This is a genomic window from Flavobacterium sp. XS2P24 (genome assembly GCF_030010285.1).
Lineage (GTDB): Bacteria > Bacteroidota > Bacteroidia > Flavobacteriales > Flavobacteriaceae > Flavobacterium > Flavobacterium algoritolerans.
The window spans coordinates 104,982-118,965 of record NZ_JASCRU010000002.1; the positions used below are offsets into that span (position 1 = coordinate 104,982).

Genomic DNA, 13,984 nt, shown 5'->3' on the forward strand with positions numbered 1-13,984 from the left:
AAAAAGTAATTTTTGGACAGCCTTTTTTATGCTTTAACGGTAAACCCTTTTTCAGGTTTTTCCTGTGTTTGTTTTTCGGGAGATTTACAAATTCCTCTGGCGCCACAACTCATTCTATGCGGTCCGCAGGAACTCAACAAAAAAAGTGTAATCAAGATGTAGAAGGTATTTTTCATCTTCTCGTTTTTTTATACGGTTTGAAACTGCATTGTTTTCAGTTGTTCCAGATAATCTCTTTGGTTTGATAATCTTGGAATTTTATGTTGTCCGCCCAGTTTGTCTTTGTCTTTTAACCAATCATAAAACAAATTTTTTCGGGCTACATTTATTACTAACGGGTTTAGTGTCATGTTGTTGTAACGCTTTGCTTCATAATCTGAATTTAAAGATTGTATGGATTCATCCAATGCTTTCTGGAATTGAGATACATCCGCTGGATTGTCTTTGAATTCAATCATCCATTCATGGGCGCCTTTTTCTTTACCTTCCATAAATATAGGCGCAACAGTGTAATCAACTACTTCCATTTGGGTCATTTTACACGCTTTGGCAATTGCCTGATCGGTATTTTCGACCATCAATTCTTCTCCAAAAACATTAATGTGATGTTTGGTTCTTCCCGTTACCCTAATTCGGTATGGATTCAATGACGCAAAACGAACGGTATCGCCTATCAAATAGCGCCACAAACCGGAATTGGTTGTAATCACCAAAGCATAATTTTTGAAAAGTTCCACGTCTGCCAATCGAATTACTTTTTGTTCCGGTGTCCCAAAAGTATCCATTGGAATAAATTCATAGAAAATTCCATAATCCAACATCAATAATAAATCACTGGAATAATTTAAATCCTGAATGGCAAAAAAGCCTTCGGAGGCATTGTATATTTCGTAATATTTAAAATCTTTTTTCGGGAGTATTTTTTTGTATTGGTCTCGGTAGGGTTCAAAATTTACACCTCCGTGAAAGTAGACTTCCAAATTAGGCCAAAGTTCAAATAAATTTCCCTTTCCAGTTTCTTCCAGCATTTTATTCATTAAAACCAACATCCAGGAAGGAACTCCGGCAAAACTGGTTACATTTTCGTTTTTTGTTTCGTTTATAATCGCAGCAATTTTAGTTTCCCATTCGCTCATTAAAGAAATTTTGTTGCTTGGCGTACTGCTGAACTCAGCCCAAATAGGCATGTTTTCGATTAGTATTGCGGATAAATCTCCAAAGAACGTATTGTTGTCTTCATAGATTTGGGAACTTCCGCCAAGACGCAGACTTTTTCCAAGAAACAGTTCTGAATCTTCGTTGTTATTTAGATACAAGCACAACAAATCCTTACTTCCTTTATAATGACAATCTTCCAGCGCTTCATTGCTCACTGGAATAAATTTACTTTTGGCATTGGTTGTTCCGCTTGATTTTGCAAACCATTTTATAGGTGTTTCCCAAAAAACATTTTGCTCTCCTTTGCGGGTTCTTTCAATCAACGGCTGTAATTCTTCGTAGGTCGAAATAGGAATTCTTTCGGCAAAAGTCGCATAGGAATGTATCGAAGCATACTCATATTCTTTGCCTAATGCAGTGTTTTTTGATGACTGAATTAAATTCATAAGCAATTCTTCCTGAACCTCATTCGGGTATTTTAGGAAAAGTTCAATCTGATGGATTCTTTGTTTTAGAACCCAAGAGGCAAACGAATTGATTATGGTTAGAGGCATATAGATTTCAGATTGTTGATTAACGATTTTAAATTTCAGATTTTTTTCTATTGTAAAAAGGTTGAAATTTAAGATTTGAATATCGATTGACAAATACTAACTTTGTCAAAGTATCAAAAATAGTGTTTTTTTATAAAAAACAATTCTATATTATAGTAAAGATTTTAACTCAGAAATGGGCGTCTAATAATCGGAATTCTAAAATGGATAGCGTTAATCTAAAATCATAAATCGTTAATCAACAATCTAAAATCGCAATGACATACGAAGGTGTACTTACAAAAATGCAAACGGAATTTGGAAATCCGATTCAATATTATTTGGTTTTTGAGAATAGTTTTTTGAATGTGAATCAGTTGCTGAATAAAGAACTCGAAATCAATTTTGTGGGATACCAATGTTTGAATTGTGGCAAGAAGAAAAAAATATTCCGTCAGGGATTTTGTTATGATTGCTTCTATTCTAGTGCGGCTGTTGGGGATTGGATTATGAAACCGGAGTTAAGTACGGCTCATCTTGGGATTCAGGACAGGGATTTAGCGTATGAAGAAAAAGTACAATTGCAACCGCACATTGTTTATTTGGCTTTGTCGAGCGAAGTCAAAGTAGGAGTGACCAGAAAAACACAGATGCCAACACGATGGATTGATCAGGGTGCAACCCAAGCCATTTCAATTGTCGAAGTTCCTAACCGATATTTAGCTGGAATTACCGAGGTGGCGCTGAAAAATCATTATGCCGATAAAACCAATTGGAGAAAAATGTTGACCAACAATGTGGAGCAAATTGATTTGGTTGCGGAACGATTGAAAGTAGAAAATTTGATTCCAGCAGAAGTTCAGGAATACTTTTATTCGCAGAAAAATGATTTGTACGAGATGCATTATCCCGTTTTACAGTATCCAAATAAAGTAAACAGTTTGAGCTTGGATAAAACACCACAATTTCAAGGAAAGCTCACCGGAATAAAAGGACAATATTTACTTTTTGAAGACGGAACAGTTTTCAATATCCGCGGTTCAGAAGGATATGTAGTACAGATTAATGTATAAAATTAAATAAAAAAGCAGGAATCTCAAGTTAGAAATTCCTGCTTTTTAGAATGTATAAAATCTACCATTTTGATTCTACTGGCTTTTTTGTAATTTTTTTTAACCATTAAGAAATTAAGTTTCATTAAGATTTAAGGCTTAATTTTTCTTAATTTCTTAATGGTTTAATTGTAAATAGAAGTTGTTTTTATAACACATTTAGTAAAGCCTTTATTTTAATTTAAATTATTCTTGTTGCACTTTAGGCTCTTCTGCTTTTTTCTTTTTATTTAAAAATCCATTTAATAAATCTTTAGCCTTAGTTTTCACCTCTTCCTTAGTTGCAGGAGTTGTAGGAGTCGCCGTTTTTGTGGTATCTCCCGGTTTCTTGTTTTTATTAATGAAATCAGTCAAAGCCGAGGTTCCTTGTTTTACCAATCTGTCTTTTTGTTGGTTTACTAATTGAGTCGTCAATTTGGTTACAGCACTGTTGATGTCAGTTGTGATTTTTGGATTCGTGAAATTCCCAACTAATATCGCATTTATCGGAATGCTTTGCACTTTAGCAGCATCCGCAGGAGATAATTTTGCAATTAGCGCATTAGCTTCTGAACCCAAATATTTTGCGGGAACATCAAATTTTAAATTGTAATTCATGCTTTGGTCAAAACCATGCGTTCCTCCAATAGTGGCTTTGATGTCTTTGTACTTAATATCAAATGGTTTTACATTTACTTTTCCATCTTTGAACGTAACCGCCGCTTTCAAATCATTCAAATTGATTTTACTCACATCAATGAATTTCAAGTTAGATCCTAATGCAGTCAGTAAAGTCGAATTTGTAGAGTTTACTGTCGTAGAAAGCAATTGCCCCAATAAATCTCCGGTAAGCGTTTTCAAGTCAGGAGTCAGTTCTGTTGCGTCAAGATTTCCGTTCAATTTGATACTTGAATTTAATTTTCCGTTGATGATTCCGGCAATTGGAGCGATTTTTTTCAGCATGTCCAGTTGGGTAAACGACTGTGCGATATCGACTTGATTTAATTTTAAATCCATATTGAAGACTGGTGTTTTTCCTTTTGTGGAAACAGCTCCATTCACGCCAATTGTTCCTCCGAAAATAGAAGTTTTTACATTTTCTAAAGTTACTTTTTCGTCTTTCACAATCAGTTTTCCCGATACATCTTTCAGAGTCAAATTATCATATAAAACCGTAGTCGCTTTTGCGGTAAGCGTACAATTTAAGAAAGCAGGAATCTTCATGGCTTCTGCTTTTTTAGTTGCCGTTTTAGTGGTTTCACCGGTTGTCATAAAATCATCAACGGCCAATTGTTTAGAATTCATGTTGAAGTTTCCTTTCAATTCTTGATTTCTAAAGATAAACCCGTAAAAATTCTCTAAAATTCCCGTTACACTAATGTCGCTTTTTCCTGTAGTCGCGTTCAGTTCTTTCAAATTGACCTGACTAGGATTAAATTGTACCAAAGCATTGCTAATATTCATTGTTTTACCGTTTTCATCCACATAGTTGAAACCGGACAAACTCATGGTTCCTGCATTATTGATGTTTTGATACTGACTTTTCTCTACAGATTGCATGTCGAATTTCGTTGTTACATCTGCCTTTAAAATACCTGACAATGGTTTGTCGAGCTTTATAGGATACGCTTTAGAAAGATTAGCCAAGTTGATAGTTCCTTTTAAATCGGCATCAACAATTGCATTTTGAGTGATGTTTCTAATGTTTGCTTTCGCATTAAAAACATCTTGGTCAATTTTGAAAGAGAGCTTATCCAAGTTTACATAAGTGTCGTTCAGAATTCCTGTTTCATTGATGATTTTAGTGTCAATAACGATGTTCTGAACTGATTTGGGTAAATTCGGATATTGAAACGAAGCGTTATTGGAAGCAATTTCGATATTAAATTTTGGCACCGTTGTGTCTGAATACAATCCTTTTGCAAAACCCGCTACAGTAAAATCCCCGGTGGTTTTCACGTTGTCCAAACTCGATGCATACGCTGCGGGAATAATTCCCAAGAAATTTTTGAAGGATGAAGTTGGCGTTTTAAATTTCAAATCATATTGTTGGCCCGTTTCCACCATTTGAATAAAACCATCAAATTCCAACGGCAATTGATTGATTAATGCTTTGTTTTCTTTGAAGGTGTATTTACTTTTTTCTAAATCGATTCCCAAAACTGCGTCCAGAGTCAAAGCGACATTATTCATGTAATTGACTTTGTCCATATCCAGTGATACTTTTGCAGTTGATTTGGTAGCCAAATCTAATTTTTGGGCTGCAAAATCTCCGGTTCCTTCGTGGTTTAGACTGTCGATTACCATTTTTATTTTTGAACTTTCGTCAAAATAGCGAAACTTGAAATTCTCGATTTTATACTCTTGGATTTTTAAGGATAACGGACTGCTTTTTCCAGCGTCTTTGGCTTTGTCATCTTTCAAAGCAATGTCATAGTTCCCGATTCCGTCTTTGTTGAAAATGATATTGATTAATCCATTTTTTGAAGTGATTCCGTCAATAGACATCGCTTCATTTTTGCCTTTAAAAAGTTCTTTGATAGACATTTTTAAATTCAATTCGCCTAGTGAAATCAAAGTATCGCCTTCAAAAGGAGCTTTGTTTATAATAACTAATTTTTCCAATGTCACATTAGCATTTGGAAAATTTTTGAATAAGCTTAAATCTGCTTCTGCAAAAGAAACTCTGGCATCTACTTTGGCATTGATAGCTTCAGAAATTTTAGCTTTTATTTGATCTTTAAATAGATAAGGCGCAGCGAATAAAGTCACGACGAGCAGGATAATTAGAATTCCAATGATTTTTAAAACTTTCTTTACCATAATTTAATTTCTTTAGATTCTATTAGTGTAACAAAAATAATGCCTTCTATTATTTTGTAAAAATAGTATTTTTAGGACAGAGTAGTTTTTTAGATGTTTTTTATAAACAATAATTTAACTTTATGGTATAAAAAAATCCGTTTTAGCAATTGCTAAAACGGATTTTTTTAATGGGTTATAAAAGTTTTAATGAATATTAATTTCAAAAGGCATTAAGGCTTGAACTCCTTTTTGTGCTTGCAATTTTTTTATTTGTTGCATAATTCTATAGTTTTCTTCTCCTATTTCTTCTTTTATGAAATCTTCTTTAGATTTTGCAAAAGGAAGATTAGCTAAAAGATCATCGAAGTTTTTCTCGTATTCCGGGTAATTTTGGGTACTGTAGCTTTTTATTTTTGCCAAAGAAGCTGCTTTTGCAATTGCATCATCTAAACCTCCAATTTTATCTACAAGTCCAATTTTCAATGCTTCGGAACCGGTCCAAACTCTTCCTTGTGCAATAGCATCTACTTGTGCAAATGTCATTTTTCGACCTTGTGCTACGTGTGTAACAAACGTTTTATAAATGTGTTCCACACCTTCTAACGTAACTGCTTTGAAATTTTCATCAATAGGAACAAAAGGACTATAGTTTGCTGAGTTTTGATGTGTTTTAACTTGCTCGGTATGAATTCCAATTTTAGTGGCCAATGGTGTAAAATTAGGTAATATTCCAAAAACACCGATAGAACCGGTGATTGTGTTTTCTTCGGCAAAAATGGTGTTAGCGTTACACGCAATGTAATACCCGCCTGAAGCGGCATAATTACCCATAGAAACCACTACTGGTTTTACTTTTTTAGTCAATTCAATTTCTCTCCAAATTAAATCTGATGTCAAAGCACTTCCACCTGGACTGTCAATGCGGAGTACAATGGCTTTTACATTTTTGTTTTTTCGAGCCTCTTGAAGGGAGCGACGCATAGAACCTTCGCCGATGACATTTACATCGCCTTCGCCACCCATAATTTCTCCTTGGGCATAAATAATGGCGATTTCGTCATTACTGTCGAAATTTTGTGAAGTCGTAGCGATTTTTTGAGCATAATCTACAACAGATACTTTATTGTAATCTTCGTCATTGGCTACTTTAAGTGCTTTTCGGATGGCGTTGTGATATACATCTTCATAAGCAATAATGTCAACTAATTTTTGTGATTTTGCCATTTCTGGAGTTCGAGCAAGAAGTCCATTGGCAATTTCATTCAATTTAGCTACCGGTATATTTCGGCTTTTAGAAATGTCAGCGATAATAGAATTCCAAACTGAATTTAATAAAGCAGTAGTTTGTTCTCTGTTGGCATCGCTCATTTTATTTTCTAAAAATGGCTCAACAGCACTTTTGTATTTTCCGTGACGGATGACTTCCATTTTCAACCCTGATTTTTCCTGAAAATCTTTAAAGAACATAAGCTCAGCAGAAAGACCTTTGAAATCCATATCTCCAACCGGATTTAAGTAAATTGGGCTGGCAACAGAATTTAGATAATATTCTTTTTGTGAATACGAATTGGCATAAGCCATGACGAATTTTCCTGACTTTTTAAAGCTTTCCAAAGCATCTCTCAATGCCTTGCTTTGTGCCATTCCCAGTGAGGAATCGTTGTTTAGAATAGAAATACCTTTAATGTCGGTATCCGTTTTTGCTTCTTCAATGGCGTTGATAATGTCTGATAAACCTACTTTTTTGTTTTCTGAAAAAATCGTTACCCAAGGATCTTTATATTTTCCGGCATAATCGTTTCTGATGTCTTCCAAATTCAATTCAATAACAGAATTGTTTTTCACCGTAACGCCTTCAGATTCACCACCAAAAATGGTTCCGATGAGTATGATTCCAAAAAAGAACAACATGAAAAAAACAAAAATACCTATAATGGTCGCCAATACATTTCCTAAAAATCTCATAATTATATTTTTTTAATATGTCGCAAAAAAGATAGAAATGTTACAAACAATTGTTTCGTATTTCCGAGTTTAATTATCAACACAGGATACAAATATATTGCTAATTCTAAAATTCTTTTAGTTAATTTGCACCTAATTATGAAATCACAACATCAGGTCATTTTATCTATAGGCAGTAATCAAGGCAATCGTTTGGAAAATATCGAGCGTTGCTTGGAGTTGATACATCAAGAAATTGGTACTGTAATCAAAGTTTCCAGATTATATGAAACTCCGGCTTGGGGTTTTGAAAGTGATGCTTTTTATAATTGCGCTTTGGTTTTGCATACTTTTTCCTCTGCACATAAAATTCTGACTCAGGTTTTAAAAATCGAAAAACGATTGGGTCGTTTGCGAAGCAAAACTCAAGAATACCAATCACGTACGATTGATATTGATTTGATTGCTTTCGATTCAGAAATTATTACTACCGAAAAACTGCAGATTCCACATCCTTTGATGCAAAACAGAAATTTTGTTTTGTTACCAATTCAGGATTTGAATTTAGATTGGGAACATCCCATTCTTCAAAAAAATATTTCAGAATTATTGGCAGTGTCACCAGATGACAGTGTCTGTACAGTAGTTCAGAATTTAGTTAATCCTTTGCAGAATATTTCTTTGGAGCAATTTAATTATGTTGCTTTTGAAGGAAATATCGGAGCCGGAAAAACCACTTTGGCCATGAAAATTTCTGAGGATTTTAATGCAAAAACAGTATTGGAACGTTTTGCTGATAATCCTTTTTTACCCAAATTTTATAAAGATCAAAACCGATATGCATTTCCGCTTGAAATGTCGTTTTTGGCTGATAGATACCAACAATTATCAGATGATTTAGCACAATTTGATTTGTTTAAAGATTTTCTGGTTGCTGATTATCATATTTTTAAATCTTTGATTTTTGCCAAAATCACACTGGCTGAAGATGAATATCGTTTGTATCGCAATCTCTTTGATATCATTTACAGAGAAATGCCAAAACCGGATTTGTACATTTATTTGTATCAAAATTCAGAAAGGCTGTTGCAAAATATTAAAAAGCGTGGCAGAAGCTACGAACAAAAAATACCGGCTGAATATTTGGATAAAATCAATAGCGGTTATCTCGATTATATTAAATCCCAAACCGATTTGAATGTTCTCATCATTGATGTTTCAGATAAGGATTTTGTAAAAAATCAAGCCGATTACCTTTTTGTTTTGAATGAAATCCAGAAAAAAATATCTTAAAATTCACCTTTTTAAGGAAAAATGACCTTTTGTTTCTCTTCCGTCTTCTAGTTTTAGGGTAAACCAATAATCATCTGCTGGTAAAGGTGTTCCATTAAAAGTTCCATCCCAACCTTGATCTAAAAGGGGAACCCATTGTTTGATTAGTTTTCCGTATCGGTCAAAAATGTAGAGTATTGATTTTGAATTAAAAGTTTGGTTTATCCCTTTTACACTCCAATAATCATTATAACCATCATTGTTAGGTGTAAAGAATTTTGGCGCGCCAATAATAGCAATAGTCTGACTAACAATACCACATCCATTTTTGTCATTGACATAAACGTCATGAATTCCTAGGGGTACATTATTAAAGAAATTTGAGTCTTGCCAAAAGCCATTAGGGTCGTCAATACTAAATTCGTATTCTCCTTTTCCTGTAACATTTATAGTAACGGTATTGATATCAGTTAAATCTGCAATGTCAATGCTTTCAATATGAGCTGCGTCTGAAACCATAACATTTATGGTTTTAATTCTGCTACAACCATAGCTATTTGTCACTTCTACTGTATAAGTTCCTTCTGCATTTACTTGTAATGTTGGTGCTGTTTCACTTGTCAAAACGTTTCCGTCTTTTGACCAAACATAGCCATAATTGCTCGTTACCGATCCGTCTTGAATTGCTGTATCGAGTTGCACAAAAAAGCTTGGAAGATTCGAACAAACTAATTCATTTTCGTCACCATTGGTATTCAGATTAATTTTTGGAACTGGATTTACGACAAAATTTAAAGCTGTACTCGCATAGCAGTTTGTGTTTAAAGGATTTTCAACTCTGGCGATGATATTTTGAGATTCAGTTGTAAATGGATTAGGTAATGGACTTGGTAATTCAATATTATTTTGGTCGTAGTACTTAACAATCATTCCGGTTTGTCCTCCTAGAATAGTGGCTTCAAAACCAGTTGTGTCAAAAACAAATTTACCATCTTGGTCTAATGGATTTGGTTCATCATCGCAAGCTGTTGTTAAAGCTAATGGAATAGCTAATGCTATTGGTGAATCATCTACAATAAAAGGAATGGTTGTTTCGTCATAGCATTGTAAAGTTGAATTATTAGTCACAACGGCTTTTATAGTTTGAGAAGTGGTTGTAAAAGAATTTGGAAATGGACTTGGCAATGGAGCATTATTTTGATCAAAATAAGTAACTGTTACGTTTGTTTGACTTCCTAATAAAGTAGATTCAAGATTAGCAGTATCAAAAGTGAATATTCCATCATGATTTTCATCACACTGTCTTGGTATTATAACAGGATTTGCAAAAGGCAAAGCTTCGACTTTTAAAGTAATATAAGGACCTAAACCTACACAAGCATTATCGAGGCTGCTTTCTATTCGAACCCAAATATCTTGTGAGTTAGGATAACCAATATTTCTATAATTTGAAATGTCATTAAGTTCAGCTAAGGCATCCGCTTGGTTTCTGTAATAATTTATAGTATACGTTTGATTTGTAGGTAGTTCGTTTTGTATTATAGTTTTTGTCCAAGAAAAATTAAAAGTTGTAATTCCGTCTCGGTCATTGTTAACTACGTCCAAGAAATCATCACAAACCGGAGGGACAGTGATTGTGTAGGAAGAAAGAAGATTAGTAGCGGGAACTTTTAAGGTTAATTTGGCAACGCTAAAGCAACCACTATTTTTATTGGCAACTCTTACCCAAATATCCATTATTGAAGGTGTTGTATTTTCGAAAGACAAGTCATTTGAAATTAAATCTGCCGAAAGACCGCTATTTGCTCCAGCTAAAGAAGTATAATAAGTAAAATTTTCATCAATGTAATTCGTAGAAATTAAATTATTGTTTGCGGTCAAATTAAAAAGAGTCTTTCCATCTGAAATCAGGTCTATATCACATTGCGTAATTGTGATGTCATTGAGAATCGGTAACGGATTAACAATGACTGTTATTTCAGATCGTGTACCTTCACATCCGGTCAGGGTATTAGTTTGGCTTACGTAGTATTTTGTTGAATTTACAGTTGTGGTAGACGGAGTAGGACTTATTGGACTTGAGGTGCCCCCAGTAGCTACTGTATACCAATTTAAATTACAATTTGCGGATGCCGTTGCAGTTAAAGGCACTGTGGTTTCATGATGACAATAAAAAACATTGCTTACTAAAGGGGCTGTTGGTAATGGATTAACGGTTACTATTATTTCAGATCTAGGTCCTTCACAACCAGTTGTATTAATAGTTTGGCTTACATAATATTTTGTTTGACTTACAGTTATGGTAGATGGAGTAGGACTTGTTGAACTTGAGGTGCCCCCAGTAGCTACTGTATACCAATTTAAATTACAATTTGTAGACGCAGTTGCGGTTAAAGGTACTGCGGTTTCATTTTGGCAATAGTTAATGTTATTTACTTCAGGAGCTAATGGTCGTGGATTAACAATGACTGTTATTTCAGATCGTGGACCTTCACAGCCAGTCAGAGTGTTAGTTTGGCTTACATAGTATTTTGTTGAATTTACAGTTGCGGTAGACGGAGTAGGACTTGATGAACTTGCGGTACCTCCAGAAGCTATTGTATACCAATTTAAATTACAGTTTGTAGATGCGATTGCGCCTAAAGGTAGCGCAGTTGCATTTTGACAATATAAAACAGGACTGGTAGAGGAGGTTTCAATTAGCGGTAAATTAGGTAAAGACTTTATTGTAGCAGTAATTGGAGTTCTTGCGGTTGAACAACCTGCGTCAACATAATAGGTAGTAGTTGTTAATAAGGTAGGGGTTGTGTAACTGTTTCCGCTGCCTGCTGGATTTCCAGCATTGTCATACCAATTTACAGTTCCGTTAGAAGCGGTTGCTTGGAGAGTAACCATTCCTGGACCACATGCTGAGGCTCGTGTTGTGCTTTTTATTGCAGGTATTGTGATTGTTGTACTTGCTGAAATTTCAAGAGGCAGTTCGCCTGGCATTCCGCCATATTCTACAATATACCCTTTGGGTTGATAATTACCTATTAGATCACCAGTATTGGACAAATCATTCCATGAGCCAGGAATTCCAATACCAGGAGCAGTAATATGTGCATAATCTTCATTTCCAGCTTGATTTGGTTCGTTTGAATTCCAAAAAGCAAAATTAGGGGTTGAACCATTGGCTAGACCATTCCAAAATATTGTTCCGCTTTCCGGACCAGTCATCCATTTCCATATTCCTTCGATTTCTGCATCACTGCCTCCAATCCATCCGGCACCTGCGGCTTGTTCTCCAGATATTTTTGCTTCATCAGCAGCTGTGATTGTGGCTAAGTAGCCTTGCAATCCATAATAAGTACTTGTCTCGGCCGCTGCTTTGGCTGCTGTCCAGTTAATTCCAAGGTTTGGAACATATAGATAATAATGCCCGTTTCTGGGTAAATAATTTGCTTGTCCTATTGTGATTGAGAAATTTCGAATCCCTGACGGAGAAGTGGATGAATTGCTAAATTCAATGTCTTTTATTGCTTTTACAAATTCGCTGTACAAAACATCTGCTCCGGTTGGGCTGGATAATTTTAATTTTGCTGAGGGAGCATCCCAACTAGAAATAATTGTTGGGTGTAATGTAGGATTAGCTAATTGGATTAAATCCTGCCCGTTTACATAACCCGAAGAAATCTGAATATAAATAGCCTCTGTGCCCGTATCTGTAATGTCAGTGTTAGTGATGCTTACATCGGTTACTATTTTCAATGAAGTTCCGGGGCAGTAGCTTTGATTTCCAGTTGCTGTAATTCGTGGCGCATTATCTGCAATAGATAATGGATTTGGACTTGTAATAAAATTAAGAGATGATGGATTTATTGGGCCTTTTGAGATTATGGTAGTATTTTTCTTTATCGAATAAAAGGAAGTGGCGGAACATTCAGCCATTGGAACGAGCGATAAAAAAGCTAAAGATAATTTCAAAAAGTTATAAATTCTCATATGATAAAAGTATTACTTAATTCTTAATTTTATTAAAAAAATCATTTTGGCCAGTTCAGTTTTTGAAACAAATCCCAAACTACAATTCCTGCACTCACGGATATATTCAAAGAATGTTTTGTGCCTAATTGTGGGATTTCAATACAACCATCGCATAACGCAACTGCTTCTTGTGAAACACCATATACTTCGTTTCCAAAAACTAAAGCATATTTTTCTCCTTTTTGAACTTCAAAATTTTGAAGAAAAATGGCGCTTTCCACCTGTTCTATGGCAAGCGTCATTACATTTTCTGTTTTTAATTTTTCAATAACGGTAAGAACATTTTCATGATGTTCCCAAGTTACCGTTTCGGTTGCGCCAAGTGCTGTTTTGTGAATTTCTTTGTTTGGTGGAGTGGCGGTAATGCCACATAAATATATTTTTTCAATTAGAAACGCATCTGCTGTTCTAAATACGGAGCCAATATTATGCAAACTGCGGATGTCATCTAATACTAAAATAAGCGGTGTTTTTTCAGATTGTTTAAATGCTTCAATAGATTTTCGATCCAGTTCGCTGTTTTCTAGCTTTCTCATATTTTATAAATTATTCAAAAAAAAAGCTTCCGAAGTTAATGGAAGCTTTTTTTGTGTATTGAGTTAAAATTTAGCTTTTTGATGATTCAGCGGCTAAAACATTTCCTTTTATTGTAAGTGTTTTGGTAGGAACAACAGCATTAGTTGTCAATGTTACTGTTTTAGTAAAAGCTTGACCACCTCTTGAAGTGTCATATTTTACTCCAATAACTCCTTTTGCTCCCGGAGCGATTGGCTCTTTAGGATAAGTAGGAACTGTGCAACCACAAGATCCTTGAGCATTAGTAATGATTAAAGGTTTGTTACCGTTATTTGTGAAAACAAATTCGCGTTTACCATCAGAGTTATAGGCAACTGTACCGTAGTCAATAGTTTCACTTACGAAAACCATTCCTGCACCATTTACTTTTGCAGTAGCTACTTTAGTATTTGTTGCTTTCAATTTTTTTGAAGTTTCTTGTGCTGTAGAAGTAGCAACTCCTAAAACAACTAGCATAGCTAGGGTAATTATTTTTTTCATATCTATTTCAATTTAAAAGTATTTACAAATCTAAATAAAAAATAGAAATTATGCCTTAAATCTTTCTTAAAATAGTTTAATTTTTTGAACTCCTTATTT

9 protein-coding genes are annotated in these 13,984 nt (G+C 34.6%); 2 read left to right on the forward strand and 7 right to left on the reverse strand.

Annotated features, from left to right (window positions below; translation table 11 throughout):
• Positions 1–26: 26 nt before the first annotated feature.
• The gene (locus tag QLS31_RS02315; RefSeq protein WP_158589747.1) at positions 27–176 is read right to left on the reverse strand and encodes a hypothetical protein; all 150 of its coding nucleotides are present in this window, start codon (positions 174–176) and stop codon (positions 27–29) included.
• Between the two features lie 12 nt (positions 177–188).
• Positions 189–1,712 carry a GH3 auxin-responsive promoter family protein gene (locus QLS31_RS02320; RefSeq protein WP_282742298.1) on the reverse strand — a complete coding sequence of 508 codons (1,524 nt, stop codon included), beginning with the start codon at positions 1,710–1,712 and terminating at the stop codon, positions 189–191.
• A gap of 257 nt (positions 1,713–1,969) precedes the next feature.
• On the opposite strand from QLS31_RS02320, the gene QLS31_RS02325 reads away from it, so the two are divergent.
• Entirely contained in the window at positions 1,970–2,764 is a 795-nt protein-coding gene (locus QLS31_RS02325; protein ID WP_282742300.1) for a DUF2797 domain-containing protein, read from the forward strand.
• A gap of 225 nt (positions 2,765–2,989) precedes the next feature.
• Here the strand turns inward: QLS31_RS02325 and QLS31_RS02330 are convergent, their stop codons facing one another.
• Both QLS31_RS02330 and sppA read right to left on the reverse strand, forming a co-directional pair.
• Positions 2,990–5,605 (reverse strand): AsmA-like C-terminal region-containing protein, encoded by a 2,616-nt coding sequence (locus QLS31_RS02330; RefSeq protein WP_282742302.1) that lies wholly within the window; start codon positions 5,603–5,605, stop codon positions 2,990–2,992.
• A 186-nt stretch (positions 5,606–5,791) separates the two neighbouring features.
• Positions 5,792–7,552: a signal peptide peptidase SppA gene (gene sppA / locus QLS31_RS02335; protein ID WP_282742304.1), complete on the reverse strand. Its 1,761-nt coding sequence runs from the start codon at positions 7,550–7,552 to the stop codon at positions 5,792–5,794.
• Positions 7,553–7,690: 138 nt separating this feature from the next.
• Here sppA and folK point away from each other — a divergent pair, with 138 nt between their 5' ends.
• Positions 7,691–8,824: a 2-amino-4-hydroxy-6-hydroxymethyldihydropteridine diphosphokinase gene (folK, locus tag QLS31_RS02340; RefSeq protein ID WP_282742306.1), complete on the forward strand. Its 1,134-nt coding sequence runs from the start codon at positions 7,691–7,693 to the stop codon at positions 8,822–8,824.
• A gap of 3 nt (positions 8,825–8,827) precedes the next feature.
• On the opposite strand, the gene QLS31_RS02345 is transcribed toward folK, so the two are convergent.
• The 3 genes from QLS31_RS02345 to QLS31_RS02355 all read right to left on the reverse strand — a co-directional run bounded on the left by QLS31_RS02345 (position 8,828) and on the right by QLS31_RS02355 (position 13,885).
• Positions 8,828–12,787, reverse strand: a complete 3,960-nt coding sequence (locus QLS31_RS02345) for a T9SS type B sorting domain-containing protein (protein ID WP_282742308.1) — start codon at positions 12,785–12,787, stop codon at positions 8,828–8,830.
• 41 nt (positions 12,788–12,828) lie between these two features.
• The gene (locus QLS31_RS02350; protein ID WP_282742310.1) at positions 12,829–13,365 is read right to left on the reverse strand and encodes an RNA methyltransferase; all 537 of its coding nucleotides are present in this window, start codon (positions 13,363–13,365) and stop codon (positions 12,829–12,831) included.
• 70 nt (positions 13,366–13,435) lie between these two features.
• Positions 13,436–13,885 carry a DUF1573 domain-containing protein gene (locus QLS31_RS02355; RefSeq protein ID WP_282710770.1) on the reverse strand — a complete coding sequence of 150 codons (450 nt, stop codon included), beginning with the start codon at positions 13,883–13,885 and terminating at the stop codon, positions 13,436–13,438.
• Positions 13,886–13,984 lie beyond the last annotated feature (99 nt).

Excerpts from the sequence above, each read along its gene's own strand:
- QLS31_RS02330 (WP_282742302.1), bottom strand. The coding sequence starts at position 5,605 with ATGGTAAAGAAAGTTTTAAAAATCATTGGAATTCTAATTATCCTGCTC.
- QLS31_RS02315 (WP_158589747.1), bottom strand. The coding sequence starts at position 176 with ATGAAAAATACCTTCTACATCTTGATTACACTTTTTTTGTTGAGTTCC.
- QLS31_RS02325 (WP_282742300.1), top strand. The coding sequence starts at position 1,970 with ATGACATACGAAGGTGTACTTACAAAAATGCAAACGGAATTTGGAAAT.
- folK (WP_282742306.1), top strand. The coding sequence starts at position 7,691 with ATGAAATCACAACATCAGGTCATTTTATCTATAGGCAGTAATCAAGGC.
- sppA (WP_282742304.1), bottom strand. The coding sequence starts at position 7,552 with ATGAGATTTTTAGGAAATGTATTGGCGACCATTATAGGTATTTTTGTT.
- QLS31_RS02345 (WP_282742308.1), bottom strand. The coding sequence starts at position 12,787 with ATGAGAATTTATAACTTTTTGAAATTATCTTTAGCTTTTTTATCGCTC.
- QLS31_RS02350 (WP_282742310.1), bottom strand. The coding sequence starts at position 13,365 with ATGAGAAAGCTAGAAAACAGCGAACTGGATCGAAAATCTATTGAAGCA.
- QLS31_RS02320 (WP_282742298.1), bottom strand. The coding sequence starts at position 1,712 with ATGCCTCTAACCATAATCAATTCGTTTGCCTCTTGGGTTCTAAAACAA.
- QLS31_RS02355 (WP_282710770.1), bottom strand. The coding sequence starts at position 13,885 with ATGAAAAAAATAATTACCCTAGCTATGCTAGTTGTTTTAGGAGTTGCT.